15 protein-coding genes are annotated in these 19209 nt (G+C 32.5%); 12 read left to right on the plus strand and 3 right to left on the minus strand.

The window, feature by feature from the left end; genetic code table 11:
• Positions 1-924 (plus strand): DUF2935 domain-containing protein, encoded by a 924-nt coding sequence (locus ACWJJ2_RS02040; RefSeq protein WP_220319502.1) that lies wholly within the window; start codon positions 1-3, stop codon positions 922-924.
• Between the two features lie 505 nt (positions 925-1429).
• Positions 1430-1624, plus strand: coding sequence for a DUF6199 family natural product biosynthesis protein (locus ACWJJ2_RS02045; RefSeq protein WP_216302552.1), 195 nt, complete (start codon positions 1430-1432; stop codon positions 1622-1624).
• Positions 1625-1737: 113 nt separating this feature from the next.
• Here the strand turns inward: ACWJJ2_RS02045 and ACWJJ2_RS02050 are convergent, their stop codons facing one another.
• From ACWJJ2_RS02050 to ACWJJ2_RS02060, 3 genes are all read right to left on the minus strand, one after another.
• Positions 1738-2556 carry an IS3 family transposase gene (locus ACWJJ2_RS02050; protein WP_253198320.1) on the minus strand — a complete coding sequence of 273 codons (819 nt, stop codon included), beginning with the start codon at positions 2554-2556 and terminating at the stop codon, positions 1738-1740.
• A 74-nt stretch (positions 2557-2630) separates the two neighbouring features.
• Positions 2631-3314, minus strand: a complete 684-nt coding sequence (locus ACWJJ2_RS02055) for a helix-turn-helix domain-containing protein (protein ID WP_258280590.1) — start codon at positions 3312-3314, stop codon at positions 2631-2633.
• Positions 3315-3547: 233 nt separating this feature from the next.
• A complete protein-coding gene (locus tag ACWJJ2_RS02060; protein WP_462953751.1) occupies positions 3548-4966 on the minus strand; it encodes an IS1182 family transposase in 1419 nt (472 codons plus the stop codon).
• A 582-nt stretch (positions 4967-5548) separates the two neighbouring features.
• Here ACWJJ2_RS02060 and ltrA point away from each other — a divergent pair.
• From ltrA to rpsB, 10 genes are all read left to right on the plus strand, one after another.
• On the plus strand, positions 5549-6958 hold the full coding sequence (gene ltrA / locus ACWJJ2_RS02065) for a group II intron reverse transcriptase/maturase (RefSeq protein WP_462952630.1): 1410 nt from the start codon (positions 5549-5551) through the stop codon (positions 6956-6958).
• A 291-nt stretch (positions 6959-7249) separates the two neighbouring features.
• Positions 7250-8173 carry a polysaccharide deacetylase family protein gene (locus ACWJJ2_RS02070; protein ID WP_216303106.1) on the plus strand — a complete coding sequence of 308 codons (924 nt, stop codon included), beginning with the start codon at positions 7250-7252 and terminating at the stop codon, positions 8171-8173.
• 182 nt (positions 8174-8355) lie between these two features.
• Entirely contained in the window at positions 8356-10686 is a 2331-nt protein-coding gene (locus tag ACWJJ2_RS02075; protein ID WP_462953752.1) for a xanthine dehydrogenase family protein molybdopterin-binding subunit, read from the plus strand.
• Positions 10686-11525: an FAD binding domain-containing protein gene (locus ACWJJ2_RS02080; RefSeq protein WP_462953753.1), complete on the plus strand. Its 840-nt coding sequence runs from the start codon at positions 10686-10688 to the stop codon at positions 11523-11525. Before ACWJJ2_RS02075 ends, ACWJJ2_RS02080 begins: the two co-directional genes overlap by 1 nt.
• Entirely contained in the window at positions 11522-11995 is a 474-nt protein-coding gene (locus ACWJJ2_RS02085; RefSeq protein WP_220285898.1) for a (2Fe-2S)-binding protein, read from the plus strand. Before ACWJJ2_RS02080 ends, ACWJJ2_RS02085 begins: the two co-directional genes overlap by 4 nt.
• 234 nt (positions 11996-12229) lie before the next feature.
• Positions 12230-13753, plus strand: coding sequence for a YifB family Mg chelatase-like AAA ATPase (locus tag ACWJJ2_RS02090; RefSeq protein ID WP_462952916.1), 1524 nt, complete (start codon positions 12230-12232; stop codon positions 13751-13753).
• A 199-nt stretch (positions 13754-13952) separates the two neighbouring features.
• Complete coding sequence (gene dprA / locus ACWJJ2_RS02095) at positions 13953-15035, plus strand: DNA-processing protein DprA (RefSeq protein WP_216303115.1); 1083 nt, start codon at positions 13953-13955, stop codon at positions 15033-15035.
• Between the two features lie 47 nt (positions 15036-15082).
• A complete protein-coding gene (gene topA / locus ACWJJ2_RS02100; protein ID WP_216303099.1) occupies positions 15083-17194 on the plus strand; it encodes a type I DNA topoisomerase in 2112 nt (703 codons plus the stop codon).
• 223 nt (positions 17195-17417) lie between these two features.
• On the plus strand, positions 17418-18194 hold the full coding sequence (gene codY / locus ACWJJ2_RS02105) for a GTP-sensing pleiotropic transcriptional regulator CodY (RefSeq protein ID WP_165414693.1): 777 nt from the start codon (positions 17418-17420) through the stop codon (positions 18192-18194).
• Between the two features lie 232 nt (positions 18195-18426).
• Positions 18427-19128: a 30S ribosomal protein S2 gene (gene rpsB / locus ACWJJ2_RS02110; RefSeq protein WP_165412164.1), complete on the plus strand. Its 702-nt coding sequence runs from the start codon at positions 18427-18429 to the stop codon at positions 19126-19128.
• The last annotated feature ends 81 nt before the right edge of the window (positions 19129-19209 follow it).

Raw genomic sequence — 19209 nt, forward strand, 5'->3', positions numbered from 1 at the left:
ATGATATCAAATCAAAAATTTATAAATCAATCTTTAGAGTTAAATCTATTCTTTCTAAGAATAATGAAGGAGCACTCCATATTTTTGGAGGCAGCATTTGTTATAAAGGATAGAAATTTAATCAATCAAGCGGATGCCTTTAAAAATGAATTTACTAGATTGCTTTCACATGCAATATCCTTGTCTGACGGAGTAATTCCTGTTAGAGTGTTAAAGGCAAATGAAATTTCGACTAAATATACAATGGATGCTGAGAGGGCGACTCAATTTGCTACTGGAATTTTTATAGACTCAAGCGTAACTGCTATGGAGAACTCATTAGTACCTGGAATGAATAATATGAACCTATCCATGTTAACTGAACATGTTTATGCGCTGAATTACAATTCTATAGCAGCGACTAATATGATTGCTAAATTCAAAGCCAAACTTAAAAGCGATGTTTTATCCTGCAAGGTATTTACTACCGCTTATCCATTGTTAATAGATCATATACTTAGGGAGGCAATATTCTTTGCAACGTTATTAACAAGATTACAAAATGGTATTGAGATTGATGTGCAAAGAGATATAGTTGAACAGGAAACCTTTTGGAACAGAATAATGTCAGAGCATTCTTACTTTATTAGAGGGTTATTAGATCCTACTGAAGTGGAACTATTCGATATATCAAATAATTTTGGGAAAGAATTTGAAACACTAAGAAAAGAAGCATCTGCTGTGAATAAATCTTCATTAGAGTTATCTGGCCTTACGGATAACACTTTAAGACAAACTATTAAGATTAGAGAATTTAAGACTCAGGCTACTGAAGGACTCTTAAATTGTAAAATCAAGTCAATAATTGTTCCGCTTTTGGCAGATCATGTCCTTAGAGAAGCCAATCATTATATAAACCTTTTAGAGTTATTCCGTGACAAGTAGGACATTTAATATGTTAAAGTAAAGAAGGATTACATGGGAAATAAAGTTTTTCTATGAGTATAAAAATAATGGATAAACAAGTTAAATTTTGATAGTACTTATTATTAAATAGGACATAAAAAATAAAATAAGAATCATATTATACAAGTATAAAATGGACCCTATAAGGGATACAGTTAAAAAAAGAGGCATAATTGTCTCAAAGTTAACTGACTCTACTTTGTAGGGTATTTTTGTCATAATTGTATTGAACCACATGGATAGCCAGGAATACGAGAAATTAATTCCATAAATGACCTTTCCCCACTGTTTTCCCTTTGCCACTATAAATCAAATATCTCTTAAACGCAACAAGAGGAGGTCTTATTAGGGGAAGTAATTTATGTATAATTATGGTTCTTATAATTGAAATTATGTTATAGCAATTATGTAAATGAAGTATAATTTAGAAATACTTGTTAATATCTCGAGGGTGTTATTTATATTATACGAGGGAGGATGTCCAATGGAATTAACAGTTGGTATATTTTTGGTTATTATCGGATGTGTAATGCTAATTAAGCCTAAAGCAATGTGGAAAATTGCAGAATCATGGAAAACAAAAACTAATGCAGAACCTACTGATTTATATATGGTAATTATACGGATAGGTGGTTGTATTTTAGTTATAGGTGGTATTTTTGCAATTTTTAAGATGTAATAATTGTAAAAACAGCAACTAAGGGAAGCTAAATGAACTGCCCCCTGTCAAGTAGACAGTGGAAATAATTAAAGATTTTATGTAAGGCGTCTATCATTTGGTAGGCGCTTTATTTATGCTGCATTACCTAATAGATATCGCTGATATTCCATTGGTGTCATGCACTTTAAACGTTTTTGATAACGTCTATTATTATAATATTCTATATAGTCTTCAATCGATTTCTTTAAGCTTTCATAGTCTTCAAATTTATGAAGATAATACATTTCTGTTTTTAAGATTCCCCAAAATCCTTCCATTGGACCATTATCAATACAATGCCCAACCCTCGACATGCTCTGTATCATTCCAGCTTTTTTTAGTTTTTCTTTAAATATTTTTGAAGTATACTGGAAACCTCGGTCACTATGAAATATTGGTTTAGCATCAGGGTATACTTTAACAGCAAGATTAAAGGTTTGATAAACCAATTGGTTATTATTAGAATGACCAATGACATATGAAACAATACTTCTATCACCTAAATCAAATATTGCACTTAGATAAGCCTTTTGTCCACTTCTCCCATATTTAAACTCGGTTACATCTGTAAGCCATTTTTTATTGACTTGTTCTGCTTTAAAATTTCTATCCAAAATATTTTCTGCAGTAACTTCAGGAGTTGACTTAATATAATTATATCTTTTTTTTCTGCATACGGATTTTAATCCTAATATCTGCATCAGACGATAAATTCGTTTATAATTAACTTTTTTATTATATTCTCTACGGATTTTAATCGTCATCTGGCGATAGCCTAAGATACCGTCTTTTTCCTCATATAACTCACAAATAAGCTTTAATAATTCTTCGTTTTTCAATACTCGGTTACTTTTTTCTCTGTGTAGCCATTTATAATATGCAGAATGGCTAACGCCGCCTATAATGCACAACTCAGTTATAGGAAATTTATCTTTGTTAGATAATTCTTGGATTGCAAGATAAGTATCTTCGTATCTAGCTTCGCTTAATATCGCCTTCTTTCTATCTCTTGGATTTTTTTTAGAAGAGCATTCTCCATCCGTAATCTTCTATTTTGTGCTTCTAAAAGCTTGTATTGAGCTTTTAGCTTTTCATCTTCTGTCATTAACTCTTCAGCCTTTGGCTTTCCACGTCGGTCCAAAAGCCCTTCAATACCAAACTGATTATACTTCTTCATCCAGGTATAAATCTGAGGATAAGATACCTTATATTTTTCAACAGTTTTATTATAACTGTTATTGTTTTCAATACAGTACTTTATGATTTCAATGCGTTCAATATAAGAAGTTTTGCGTCCTTTGGTCATGATTATTTTTCCTCCTGTTCCAGAAGATTTTATGTTTTCATGACCATTATACTTCTTTATCCAATTGCATAAAACTGTATTTGACGAAATATGATACTTAATGCATAAATCATTCAGTGAGCCATGCCCATCAAGATATTCTTTTACAATGTTAATCTTGATTTTGGCAGTATAAGAAGTATTTTTGCTAGAATGTTTTAACCCAGCTTCACCTTCTGATTTATATCGTATTACCCATTTTTGAAAAGAACTCTTATGTACTTGAAGTTTGTTGCATAAACTTAACATACTAGCTTTTCCATTTAAATATGATGTTACAGCCTTAATTTTTTGTTGGTCTGATATAGTTGATTTTCTTCCCATAAAAAAATAGCCCTCCTTATAGTAAACAGTTTTATTATTTTAACTGTCTACCATAAGGGGAGCATATCAAAAGGGATTCCCTTAGAAATTGCCATGTTTTCAACACTATGCTTGTGACTAAATAATATATAAAAAGTAAAATAAGAGTTATATTATATTTCTATAATATAACTCTTCAGGTTGTTTACAAACCCAGTATAATTTTTTTATTATACTGGGCTTTTTACATGCAATTATGCGATAGCGCTTTGAGTTATGGATAAATTTAAAATAACAACTATCTTCTTAGTTAGAAAATCAAAAAACAGTAAAGATAGCAGGCTAGCTATCTTTTTCATATTCTGCACTGCTGCTGTAAGCAGACACTGCTCTTTCACATTTTCTAATCCACGCATATGGCAATAGCGAAGCCCATGCAGTTGTTTTGAATCTGCGAAGATTCGCTCTATAGTTTCTTTTCTTCTTCTATATATATTTCTGCCTTTATCTGTTCTGGTGAACTTTACAACATCTTCTTTATACATTTCCCAAACATGTCTTCTAATAGTTTTAAACTTGCTTTTTGCAGAAAAGCATTGAGCTCTATTTGGACATATCTCGCAATATTTTGCATTACCAACATATTCTTTATATCCTTCTCTTGTTGTCGTTTTATAATGTAAAGCCCTTAAGTCAGGGCATACGTAAATGTCCTGTTCTTTAACATATTGGAATTTATTTTTTGTGTACATTCCTTTTGTATGTGGAGACCTACGGTATCCCATTACAGATTTTAATTCCCTCTCATATAGTTCTTTACATATAAGATTTGTAGCATAACCAGCATCTGCACCAACATATTTTGTATTAAAATTAAACTTTTTTATTTGCACATCTAATCTATCGATATAAGGATCAACATCATTTATGTTTCCAGGAGTAACATACACATCAGTAATTATATTATGTCTGCTATCGACAGTTCTGTGATCTAAATATGAGAAGCCTTCCGGCTTGCCATCTCTCATCATATATCCACTGTCAGGGTCGGTTGTGCTAACTTTAGTTTCTTTTATTTTGGTGACAGGTTCTTTTTCCTTTAAAGGTTTTTTACCATGGTTTATTCTATCTTCTTCCACTGCTTTATTAAGTTCAGCTACATATTCTTTCGGCGTTTTTTCAACTTCAATTTTCACAAGCTTTCGCTTATTAGCATTTGCTTTTAGGTGTGTAGAATCTGTGTAAAGTATTTTACCGGTTACCATCTTAAGATTTATAGCCTTAAATACTACTTCGTCAAATATTTTTTGAAACACATCTGTACCTTTAAACCGTCTACGTCTATTTTGGCTAATTGTTGAATGATCTGGAATAGGATCAGTAAGACTTAGTCCTAGAAACCATCTATAAGCCACATTTACTTCAATGTCCTTTACAAGTTGTCGTTCAGATTTTATTCCAAATAAGTACCCAATAAACAGCATTTTAAAAAGTATAATAGGATCTACGCCAGGTCTTCCATTATCTAAGCAGTAATATTTTTTAGTCAGTTCTCTTATAAAAGAGAAATCCATGTATTTATCTATATTTCTCAGAATATGGTCTTTAGGAACTAAATCTTCTAAATACACCATTTCTAGTTTTTGTTGTGTGAAGTTCTTTTCATTAATCATAATAATGCCCTCCGAATTATAAAGTTTGTATCCTATATATATTCGACATTGATGTCCTAAAATCCTTTTTGAATATGAAAAAAACACTCCAATTTTAAATTAGAGTGTTTTACATTTTATGTTTGTCAACGGTCTGACCGCTAAGTTATACTTAGCGGTTTTTATTGTGCGCCCGGCATGGGCGCAATCTAATGGGTGAAAGTCCCTAGCACGGGTTAATAGTGCCAAGTGCATAGCTTAAGACAAGGGTGTCCATCGTGAGATGGAATCTGAAGGAAGTTGGCGGCCAAACTCCGGTCTGACGAACAGAAACTACATATAAGGCATATGCTTGTGGGTAAGTTTGCAATACAAAACGAAGCCCAAAACTATTCGAAACAAGTGGTGTAAATGTAGCAGATAGATGGAGTGAAAGATTGCGTTCTTACCCGGGGAGATCTGATAGGTAAGTTGTGGATATGAATTTAGAAATAACAACCCATACAGTGATGTATGGCTGAACTATCAGAAGTCAGCAGACGTCATAGTACCATGCAAAACGCGTTAGCGTGGGAAGGACTGAACAATAGGAGGTTTGGAATTTTGAAGGATACGAGAAAATATGATAAAAGCAGACAACTTCATAAAGAAGGCTCTCTACGAGAGAATAGAGTGGAACTCGAAGGTAATGTAGAAGTGCATAGTATTTCCTCTATGTCAGAAGAAGGAAGAAACGATGTGAATGAATATGATAATGGTTTACTCGAGCAGATATTATCGAGAGATAATATGAATAAAGCATATAAAAGAGTAAAAGCCAATAAAGGAAGTCATGGGATTGATGGTTTGACAGTAGATGAACTTCTACATTATCTAAAAGAGCATGGACAAGAATTAAGGCAATCATTATTAGAAAGTAGATATAGACCTCTAGCCGTAAGAAGGGTAGAAATACCAAAACCTGACGGTGGAATTAGGCTACTTGGAATACCTACTGTATTAGATAGAGTTATTCAACAAGCGATATCACAAACTCTAATACCAATATATGAAAAGAAATTTTCTGATAATAGTTACGGTTTTAGACCTTTAAGAAGTGGAAAACAAGCTGTTGAAAAATGTAGGGGATATATTAATGCTGGACATACATGGACGGTGAATATAGACCTTTCTAAATACTTTGATACGATAAATCATGATAAATTAATAAGGATACTATCGGAAGATATTAAAGATAGTAGAGTAATTTCTCTGATACGAAAGTATCTACAAAGTGGAGTGATGATAAATGGGGTATTTATGAATACAGAAGAAGGAGCACCTCAAGGCGGGCCTTTGTCCCCATTATTAAGTAACGTAATGTTACATGAACTCGATGTAGAACTAACAAAACGAGGACTAAACTTTTGTAGATATGCTGATGATGCGAATATATACGTCAAAAGTGAGAAATCAGCAAATAGAGTAATGAAGAGTATTACGAGATTTATTGAGGAAAAGTTAAAGCTTAGAGTGAATAAAGAAAAGAGTACAGTAGATAGACCTTGGAAACTTAAATTTTTAGGATTTTCATTTTACCGAGCAAAAGGTGAATACAGAATGAGAGTTCCTCAAAAACCTATAATCAAATTCAAAGCAAAGCTAAAAGAATTAACTTCAAGAAGTAATGCGATGAGCATGAAATATAGGTTTATGAAACTTAAGCAAGTGATAGTTGGATGGATAAATTATTTTGCTATTGCAGACATTAAAAGTATTCTTAAAACACTTGATGAATGGTTAAGGCGAAGAATTAGAATGTGTTTTTGGAAACAATGGAAAAAGATTAAAACAAAATATGGGAACCTTGTTAAATTAGGAATACCAAACAATAAAGCTTTGCAATATGCAAATACAAGGAAAGGCTATTGGAGAACATCCAATAGCCCTATATTAAACAAAACATTGACCAATAAATACCTTAAAAATATAGGATTAGTTTCTATATCTGAGACATATTTATTAAAACATTAATTTCTATTGAACCGCCGTGTACCGAACGGTATGCACGGTGGTGTGAGAGGTCGCTAAATAAATTAATTATTTAGCTCCTACTCGATTTCAAATTATGCCTGCTGCTTTTATAGTAATTAAAGGGTTTTACATTCTTTTATAGAAGTTAAAAGAGTGGGAGGTGAGGGTGTGGATGTAAATGCTTTGAGGGATATAAAGAATTCTATGTATTGTATTACTGGCACTCTAACTCATTTTATATAATAGCAAAATTATGAAAACTTAATAATTTAAGAAAGGTTTGATTATTTTATGAAAAAATTATTTAACGTATTTGGCCTCTTAGTATTACTTATAGGTTCAGTATTTATTACTTATAAAATACATGCTCCGATTAAAATAACAGAGACGCAATCTTCTGTAGATAAGACTACAGATAAAGAAAACATAATTCAACCTACTGCCAGTGAACTCACGCTACCTCAAACTTCCTCGGACACAGCTACGAAAAAAGCTCAAGTCATTTATGATATTTTAGGTACAAGTAGTAGACCTACAATCTATCCCGATGCAGCAATGACAAAATGGAGAAAAAATGTAGTGAACTTAGCTAAAAAATATCCTTCTGACTTATATATTAATGGCCAAAATGTAAACAAGGTAGTAGCACTTACATTTGATGATGGTCCAGACCCCATAAATACTCCTAAAATTATTAAAGTATTACGCGAGAATAATATTCAAGGCACTTTTTTCTGTATTGGTAAACAAATCGAAGCATGCAAATCCATAATTAAAGAGGCCTATGAAGATGGAAATGTAATATCAAATCATAGTTGGGCTCATAAAGACTTCGCCACTATTAATGCATCTGAAATTAGGAATGAAGTAACTTTAACTGAAAATGAAATCAATAAGGTAATAGGAAAAACGCCTGCATTAATAAGAGTACCCTATGGTGATACAAATGATGCTGTTCAGAATTCTTTAACAACATTAAATTACAAAAACATAATTTGGTCCACCGATACCTTAGATTGGGAGCAACGCGAAGTTGATAATATTGTTAAAAATTCAGTTGAAAACGTACGTCCTGGAGAAATAATCTTAATGCATTGTAATGAAGATAAAAAAGTCACTACCGAGGCACTGCCACAAATTATTTCAAAGCTTAAAGAAATGGGATACAGCTTCGTTACTGTAGATAAGCTTTTAGAGATATCAGCATATAAATAATTAAAACTTAACTGAATGTCAATTTGCTTTAGTCAATTACACTGTATCCATAAGATATCAGGATCATATGCTACTATTTCTTTGATAATTCATTTGAGCACCTCAGCCTGAAATAAATTCATAATGATTAACAATAATAAATACATTATAAAAGTATATGAATATTATTTAAAGGAGAGTCTATGCATAAAATAAATAATATAGGTAAAAGTGTGCCTAGAAAAGAGTCTTTAGATAAAGTGACAGGTATGGCTAAATATACCAATGATTATCAAATTCCAGGACTTTTATATGCAAGAATGATAACAAGTCCTCATGCTCATGCAAAAATAAAATCTATTGAATATGCAGATTCATTAAAATCTCCAGGAGTTAGGGCGGTAATAACAGGCAAGTACTTTCCGCAGCTTATAGGATCAACTATTATTGATAGACCTCCTATTGCAATAGATAAAGTAAGATACAATGGTGAACCCGTGGCGGTGGTGGTGGCTGATAGCGAAATCGAGGCTGAAAAAGCGGCTTTGCTTATAAAAATACAGTATAAACCTTTGCAAGTTGTGAATTCTCCTGGCGAGGCTCTTAAAAAAGATGCCCCATTGGTTCATGAAAATCTTGGTCAATATACAATTATAGATGATACGCTGCCAGAAGCTAATACAAATATTGCTAACAGAACTAAAATAAGAAAAGGTGATATTAGAAAGGCTTTGGATAAAAGTGAGGTAACTGTCGAAGCTAGCTTTTCTTTTCCACCCTCAGATCATGCTGCTATGGAAACCAGGTGTGTACGGGCAGAAATATTACCGGATGGTAGGGTTATTATATACTCTGCTTCTCAGGCACCCTTTGTAATAAAAAAGCTTATAAGTGATTTCTTTAAAATTGACCCTGGTAAGGTTATTGTTAATGTACCTTTAGTAGGTGGGGCTTATGGAGGTAAAACAGCTGTACAGCTAGAATTCATTGCTTATTTGTGTTCAAAGGCGGTTGGAGGAAGACAAGTTAAACTTACAAATACAAGAGAAGAAGATATGATTACATCTCCAGTTCATATAGGTCTTGATGCAAAAGTTAAGCTAGGATGCACAAAATATGGGAGGCTAACTGCTGTAAAGATAACATATTTATTTGATGGAGGTGCATACTCAGATAGAGCGGTAATTATAAGCAGGGCAGCTGCTATAGACTGTACAGGGCCATACAATATTGAAAATGTATGGTGTGATTCATTGTGTATGTATACAAATCATCCTTATGCTGCAGCTTTCAGAGGCTTCGGTCATGCGGAGCTTACATTCCCAATAGAGAGAATAATCGATATACTAGCGGATAAGATTGGGATGGATCCTTTAGAATTAAGATTAAGAAATGCAATATTACCAGGGGATACTAGCCCTACTCAAACTTTACTCACTAGAAGTAATTTGGGAAATTTACCGAAGTGTATTGGAAGGTTATCTGAACTAATACATTGGGAAGAGGGAAGAATAGCTGAAACCGAGGATGGTAAAGTGAAGGCTAAAGGTATAAGCTTCTTCTGGAAGAATTCAAATACAGCTTTAAATGCAGGAGGAGGAGCAATTCTTACCTTTAATCCGGATGGAAGCATTAATCTTATTTGTGGTGCAGTTGAAATGGGGCAGGGAACTAAAACAGCTTTGGCACAGATATTAGCAGAAAAAATGAAAATGGATGTAGATCAAATCCATGTAGTGATGGATGTTAATACTCAGATATCTCCAGATCACTGGAAAACAGCTGCAAGCAGGACTATTTTGCTGATTGGTAGAGCAATACTTAGAGCAGCTGAGGATGCCATTGATCAACTATGTATAACAGCAGCTATTCCTTTAAGGTGTTCCACCGATGAACTGGAAGTTGGTTGGGGAAGAGTATTTTTAAAAGACAATCCCCAAATAGGAATAAAAATAAGTAAAATAGCATTTGGCTATACCTATCCCAATGGAAATTCAGTTGGAGGACAGGTTATTGGAAGAGGAAGTTTTGTTTTAAAACATCTAACAGGATTAGATCCTGAAACTGGCAAAGGTAATCCAGGTCCAGAGTGGACTGTTGGTGCAACAGCTGTAGAAGTAGAATTTGATAAAAAGGAATATACCTACAAAATTACAAAGGCAGCTTGTGTTATAGATGCAGGGAAGGTTATTAATCCAGCGATTGCAAAAGGTCAAATTTCTGGTGGTATGAACCAGGGATTGAGTTTTGCTAGTAGAGAAGCATTTTTGTTTACGGATAAAGGCATTATTCAGAATAAGCAGCTAAGAACATATGAAATTACGAGATTTGGAGAAACTCCAGAGTATCTTGTAGACTTTATAGAAACTCCACAAATAGACGCCCCATATGGTGCAAGAGGAATTGGAGAACATGGTGTAATTGGAATGCCAGCAGCGCTTGCAAACGGCTTATCTTATGCGGCAAATGTCCCCCTTAACCAATTGCCGTTAACTCCTGAGTTCATATGGAAAGCAAAAGAGGGAGGACAATAATGATTGCATTGGATTTTGAGTATTATAAACCTGATTCATTAGATGAGGCAGTAGAACTGTATCACAATCTTCGCCAGAGCGGTAAGGAGCCTTTATATTATTCGGGTGGTACAGAAATAATCACTAGGGCAAGGAGAAATGATATATCTACAAAGGCAGTAATAGACACTAAAGGAATTTCTGAGTGCAATGTATTTGAAAAAAGAGGCGACCAGCTAGTAATAGGAGCTGCAGTTACGCTTGCTCGCATTGCCGAGAATAAATTAATCCCATTCTTGAGTAAGACAGCAAACTTTCCGGCAGATCATACATCGCGTAATTTGATAACTGTAGGAGGGAATATTTGTGGTAAAATCATATATAAGGAAGCGATTTTAGGCTATTTAATTGCAGATAGCAATGCAGTTATATATGGAGAAAAAGGTAAAAGGATAGTTCCAATAAATCGTGCTTTTAATCAAAGTCTTCAACTGGAAAAAGGAGAATTGCTTTTTCAATTGACAACAGATGTGAGTTATTCCGATTTGCCTAATATATGTATAAAGAAGACCAAACAAGAAAAGATAGGGTACCCTTTAATTAGTATGGCTGCACTTAGGAAACACAATAATATTCAAATGGCATTTAGCGGGGTCTGTGCTTTTCCATTTAGGTCTATAGAAATGGAAGGGTATATAAATAACAAAAATGTTTCAAAGGAGAAAAGGATAGAACAGGCGATAAGTCATTTGCCTGCTCCTATATTGGGCAATATGCAAGGTTCCTCTGGATATAAGAAGTTCGTATTAAGAAATTTGCTAGATTATACTTTGGAAATACTGGATGGTGGAGGGAAATGATATCATATATTGAGACATCAAAAATAGAACTCAATATTAATGGCGAAAAGAGAAAGTTAGTTATTAGGCCTGCGGATACCCTACTTAGGGTGCTTAGAGAACAATTGGGACTAACTGGAGCAAAGGCTGGGTGCGAAAATGGAGATTGTGGTACATGTACTGTACTCTTAGATGGATTGCCTGTTAAATCATGTATTATGCTAGCTGTTGAAGCTATTGGACATAAAGTGACCACTATTGAGGGCTTAAAAGAAGAGCCAATTCAAAAAGCTTTTATAGATAAATGGAGTTTTCAATGTGGATATTGTACTCCAGGTTTCATAATGAACTGTTATGGACTTATAACCATTCACCCGGATGCAGATGACGAAACTATTGAGGAATGGCTTCAATCCAATATTTGCAGATGCACATCATATGAAGAGATTAGAGAAGCTGTAAAATCAGTATTACTCTTAAATAAAAAATGAGGGTTATGTAAAAATTAACGGAATAAGTAGCATGGTATCTAAGTTTGGATGCATTGTATTAGGTCAGATTTAACCCAACTTATAGCACAGGTAAAGTTATTATGCCTGTGTTTTTTGTTTTTTGTTTAAAATAAAAAGCTTTAATGAACTAAATTATATGAATAATGAGTCTACAGAAAATTATTTTGTCAATAATTATGAAATAGAAGGAATAATAAAGGTTAAGGTGATAATATGGCAATACAAATTATGTCTGCTGCTTTTACAGGAATTAAAGGGGTTATAGTTACTGTTGAAATTGATATCACTCGAGGGTTGCCTGCTTTAAACATTGTTGGACTTGCAGATATTGCAGTTAAAGAATCAAAAGAGCGAGTACGTTCTGCAATACTAAACTCAGGGTTTGATTTTCCAGTAAATAGAATAACTATAAATTTAGCACCTGCAGATTTAAAAAAAGAAGGGTCTCTATTTGATTTGCCTATAGCTATAGGGATACTTCTGGCAACTAAACAAATTATCGTTAACGATATTAACGATTATCTTTTTATAGGAGAATTATCTTTGTCTGGAAAGTTAAGAAAAGTAAGAGGCTCATTACCTGTGGTTATGGAAGGAGTAGAAAACGGAATTGAAAAATTTATTGTTCCTAGTAACAACGCAAAAGAATGTAGTCTTGTTAAATCTGCAAAGATATTTCCTTTAGATAATTTAAATCAAGTAGTGAGTTTTTTAACTTATAAGGACTTGTTGCCTTATAAGCAGTGCAATGATTTAGAAATATTAATAAATGAAGAGTTAGATTATGAAGACGTTATGGGACAAGAAAGCTCAAAACGTGCTATTGAAGTAGCCGCTGCAGGAAATCATAATTTACTTATGTATGGTCCACCTGGTTCAGGTAAATCCATGATGGCTAAGAGAATTCCTACTATACTACCATCTTTAAGTCAAGAGGAATCACTTGAGGTTACTAAAATTTATAGTGTTTCTGGAAATCTTGGTGATAATGGAGGGATTATTCTGCAAAGACCTTTTAGGAGTCCGCATCATACTATATCACGAATTGCTTTGGTTGGTGGTGGAAATAAGTTAATACCTGGAGAAATCTCTTTAGCGCATAAAGGAGTATTGTTTTTAGATGAAATATTAGAATTTAAAAAAAATGTAATAGAAATACTAAGGCAACCTTTAGAGGATAGAAAAATTAATATTTCAAGAATAAATGGAACTGTAGAATATCCATCAAACTTTATGTTTGTAAGTGCCTTAAATCCATGTCCTTGTGGATATTACGGATCTTATGAGAAGCGATGTAGTTGTAGTGATTATGAAAGAAGAAGGTATTTGAGTAAACTATCAGGCCCACTTCTAGACCGCATTGATATATTTACAGCAGTAAATGCTCTGCCTTATAATAAAATAGCTAGTGGGAAAAGTAGTGAAAAATCTAATGTTATTAAAAAAAGAGTAGAGGTAGCAAGAGATATTCAAGAAAAAAGATTTAGAACGGAAGAAATTCACTGTAATGCAGAGATGAGCCAAAAGCTAATTAAAAGGTACTGCCATTTAGATAATAAAGCTAGTAAAATCATGGAATTAATGTATAATAAATTTACTCTAAGCACAAGAGCTTATTCTAGAATTCTTAAGGTAGCAAGGACTATTGCAGATTTAGATGAAAGTGAGAATATCTTAGATAAACATATAATTGAAGCTATGCAATATAGAAAATTTATAGATGAAAAGATAGTTTAACGACATTTCAGAAGGGAAGTCTCCCACTTCTATAAGTGGGAGTTCCATACTATAACAAAGAGAAAACTTCAGTGGGAGTGTAAATCTCCTTCTGAAGTCGTCAATGCATCTTCTGTGAAGATGTTTCAGCTCCGCAGGAGATGATTTAATTGGTAATATAAAAAAATAAATTTAAGTTAGTGGAGGTAGAGTGAAAAAAATGAATGACTATGATATATGGTTTTCTTTAATTAAATTATCCCCTAAAAATAAACTGAAATTAATAAATGATTTTCATAATACAGAAAAAATATGGTATTATGGTGTACATAATAAAAAAACAGAATATTTTAAAAATAATTTAATTGACGTACTTACAGATGCTTGGAATGAGGGTGAAATTGATAAGGTAAAAAAAAAATTAGAGGTTAATGAAATAAAATCAGTTACTTATTTAGAAGAGGAATATCCTAAAAAATTAAAAAATTATGATGATGCACCATTTGCGTTATTTTATAAAGGAAACATATTGCCATTAGAGGATGGATTCAATATTTCTATAGTTGGTTCGAGGAAGTATTCAAATTATGGTAAGGATGTTACTAAAATTATATGCTCGGATTTATGTGCTAATAATATTAACATTATTAGCGGAATGGCTAAGGGCATTGACACTTTTGCCCATGAAAGTTGTTTAGAAGGCGAAGGCTATACTTGTGCAGTTTTAGGTTCAGGGTTAGATATAGTATACCCAAAAGAAAATCTTAAAATTTTCAATGAGATAATTGAAAAAGGTGCTGTTATTTCAGAGTTTTTACCAGGAACACCACCACATGCTTACAACTTTCCCCAAAGGAATAGAATAATAAGCGCTCTCGGTGATATTATTATTGTAATAGAGGCTGGTGAAAAAAGTGGATCTTTAATTACTGCAAATTTAGCACTCGAACAAGGCAAAGATGTTATGGCTGTGCCAGGCTCTATATTTTCATATGAAAGCAAAGGAACCAATAAATTAATTAAGGATGGAGCATACCCTATGACTTGTTCTGATGATATATTTAATTTAATGGGGATAGAGATGAAGAATCAAAAAAAAACCACTGTGCGGTCTTTTAATAGTCAAATTAACAAAAAGATATATAGCATTATAAATGATAGTCCACTACATATAAACGATATTATTAGAATAACTAACATTGACATAAAACAATTATATGAGGTATTATTTGAAATGCAGATTAAAAATGAAATATTATGTCTATCAGGAAACTATTATGTAAAAGTAAATGACAAAATATAAGTAAATATATATTAACTATATTAGAATACATTGATGGAGGGGATAAGATGGGACAAAAACTTGTTATAGTTGAGTCGCCGGCTAAAGCTAAAACTATAAAAAAATATTTAGGAAGTAGTTATGTAGTTGAGGCGTCCATGGGGCATGTTAGAGATTTGCCAAAAAGCCAATTGGGGGTTGACATAGAAAATAATTATGAACCTAAATATATAACTATCCGTGGTAAGGGAGAACTTCTTTCGAAACTAAGAAAAGAAGCAAAAAAAAGCGACAAGATTTATTTGGCAACAGATCCTGATAGGGAGGGTGAAGCTATAGCTTGGCATTTAGCAAAAGCCTTAAAAATAGATGAAAAAGATAAGTGTCGGATAGAATTCAATGAGATAACCAAAACAGCGGTTAAAAACGCTATAAAGTCGCCAAGGGTAATAAATGCGACGCTTGTGGATGCCCAACAAGCAAGGCGTATACTTGATAGATTGGTTGGATATGAAATTAGTCCTATACTTTGGAGAAAAGTTAAATGGGGACTTAGTGCAGGTCGAGTTCAATCAGTTACACTTAAAATAATCTGTGACAGACAAAAGGAAATAGAAAAATTTATAAGCAAAGAGTATTGGACTATAGAATGCGAGTTGTACAAAGAAGGAGATTCTCAGAAATTAAATGTTAAATTAGCTTCTAAGGGTAAAGAAAAAGTTGAAATGAATTCTAAAGAAGAAAGTGATAATGTCATTAATGAACTTAAGGAAAAAGAATTCATTATAAGCAAAATAAAGAAATCATCGAAGACTAGAAAACCATTACCACCATTCATAACAAGTACATTGCAGCAAGATGCATATAGAAAACTTAATTTTGCAACTAAAAGAACTATGTCTATTGCGCAACAATTATATGAAGGTATGGAGATAGAAGGACATGGAACAGTGGGATTAATTACATATATGAGAACTGATTCTACTAGAATAGCTGAAGAAGCTCAAATAAATGCGAAAGAATTTATTGAGAGTAAATATGGGGAGAAGTACTATCCGAGTACCCCTAGAATATACAAAAGTAAAAAAAACATACAAGATGCTCATGAAGCTGTTAGACCTTCTTATGTTGAAATAACGCCAGAGATAGCAAAAAAAACTCTTAAAGCTCCACAATACAAACTATATAAATTAATTTGGAATAGATATGTAGCAAGTCAAATGGAATCATGTTTACTAAATACCATATCTATTGATATAGTAAATGGAGACTATGTGTTTAAGGCATCGGGGTCTAAAGTATCCTTCGATGGATTCAGAAAAATTTATGATGAAGAGCCAGATGAAGAAGAAAATACTTTGAAAATTCCAGAATTGAATGAAGGAGACATTCTGCAATGTGAAAAAACCGAAGGAAAGCAGCATTTTACTCAGCCACCTGCTAAATTTTCTGAGGCATCTCTTGTAAAAACATTAGAAGAAAATGGCATAGGAAGACCTAGTACTTATGCACCTATTATTACAACTCTTCTAAATAGAAAGTATGTAGAAAAAGACCAAAAGATTTTAGAAGTTACAGAAATAGGAAATATTGTGAATGACATTTTAAGTGAATACTTTAAACAGATAGTGGATATTGAATTTACAGCACAAATGGAGAATAATTTAGATTATATAGAACAAGGACAGGAAAAGTGGCAAAATATAGTTAGTGAATTTTTTACACCATTAAAAGAAGATATTGAAATTGCTGAAAAAGAGATAGCTAAAATCACAATAGAAGATGAAGTTACAGACGTAGAATGTGATAAATGTGGCAAGTTAATGGTAATAAAACATGGAAGATTTGGTGATTTCATGGCATGCCCTGGTTACCCAGAATGCAAAAATACAAAAGCAATTACTAAAGAACTAGAACTTCCATGCCCTAAATGTGGCGGGAAAATTTTAGAAAGAAGAAGTAAGAAAGGAACTAGATTTTTTGGATGCAGTAATTATCCAGAATGTGATTTTGTAAGCTGGTTTGAGCCTACCGAAATAAAATGTTCTGAGTGTGGTACATATATGTTAAAAAGATATAGTAAAACTAAAGGCGATTATATGGAATGTTCTAATAAAGAATGTAAACATAAGGAATACAAAGTCGAAGAAAATAGGGAAGAGAGTAGTGAGGAAAAGTAAAATTTATACAATAAGTCAAAAATTTACTAGAATTTAATAAATATAATGTCGAAATTTAAAAAACACTGTTGATATAGCATGAATGTTGTGATAGTATTAAGTGGACAAGGAACGATTCTAAAAATTTGAAATATTTTGAATTTTGCTTATGCTAAAGCAAGATAGATTTATGAATTGGATTAAATAATATAGATTGTGTTTTATAACATAAATGAGGAGGAATATTGTGTCACTATTAGCTAAAACAAGAATGCTAAATAAAATATTGCAAAAATCAGGAACGGAGCCAGTAGTTTTTGATGATATTTGTAATTTGCTAAGCGATGTATTGCAATGTAATGTATATATTATTAGCAGAAAAGGAAAAATATTGGGTTATAATTTATCAAGCGGATTTGAATGTGAAATCGTAAAGGATGAAATTATAAAAAATATGAGATTTCCGGAAAATTACAATAATAGTTTGCTTAATGTCAACGAAACAAGGGCTAATCTTACGAATAAAAATATTTGTGTATTCCAAGATGATAGGGAATGTTCAATAGAAAATAAATTATCCACCATAGTACCGATAAATGGTAACAGAGAGAGATTAGGTACTCTTTTACTTGCTAGATTTGATAAAGAGTTTACAGATGATGATTTAGTCTTAGTTGAATATAGTGCTACTATAGTTGGACTTGAGATTTTGAGAGCTAAAAATGATTTGATAGAAGAAGAAGAAAGGAAAAAAGCAGTAGTGCAACTTGCTATTGGAACACTATCTTATTCTGAACTAGAAGCTGTACAACATATTTTCAATGAATTAGACGGAATTGAAGGCTTGTTAGTAGCATCTAGAATAGCAGACAAAGTTGGAATAACTAGATCTGTTATTGTTAATGCACTTAGAAAATTTGAAAGTGCAGGAGTAATAGAATCAAGATCACTTGGAATGAAGGGTACTCATATCAAAATATTAAATGAGAAGCTAATTGACGAGCTTAAAAAAATAAAATAATTTGAGGCAGAGCAATTTTGTTCTGCCTTAAATTGTTTTTAATTATTAAAATATAAATATAGATGAAACAAGTATTTCAATTTTATTAAAAAAAATATTGAATACATTATCACATTGTGATATACTATGTAGGTAAGAAAATACACACATTGCTTGATTATGGAAGGGTTCCGATATTTGGACTTCAATAAGATGATGGTGATGGAGGTAAAAACCAAGGAGGTTATTATTAATGGCAGTTATTTCAATGAAACAATTATTAGAGGCAGGTGTTCACTTCGGACATCAAACTAGAAGATGGAATCCTAAAATGGCACCATACATATTTACAGAAAGAAATGGTATATACATTATCGATTTACAAAAAACAGTTAGAAAAATAGATGAGGCATATGATTTCATAAAATCTGTATCTGAAGAAGGTAAGGATGTTCTATTTGTAGGAACAAAAAAACAAGCTCAAGAAGCTATTAAATTTGAATCAGTAAGAGCAGGAATGCATTTTGTAAACAATAGATGGTTAGGTGGAATGTTAACAAACTTTAAAACAATTAAAACAAGAATACAAAGATTAGAAGAGTTATTTAAAATGGAAGAAGACGGAATATTTGAAGTTCTTCCAAAAAAAGAAGTTAGTCACCTTCTAAATGAAAGAGAAAAACTAGAAAAGAATTTAGGCGGAATAAGAAGCATGGATGCAAATAAAATTGGAGCTCTATTTGTTGTAGATCCAAGAAAAGAAAAGAATGCGATTTCTGAAGCTAAAATTCTTGGAATTCCTGTAGTTGCAATAGTTGACACAAACTGTGATCCAGATGAAGTTGATTATGTAATTCCAGGTAATGATGATGCTATAAGAGCAGTTAAATTAATAACTGAAAGATTAGCTGATGCTATTATAGAAGGCAGACAAGGTGAACAATTAGCTGAATAATAGTAACTATATTTATCTAATAATATAATTATTGATATAACAGTTGGGGGGTAGGTGAAAGTTAATTCTTTCATTTACCTT

The sequence above is a fragment of the Clostridium sp. CM039 genome, assembly GCF_055081075.1.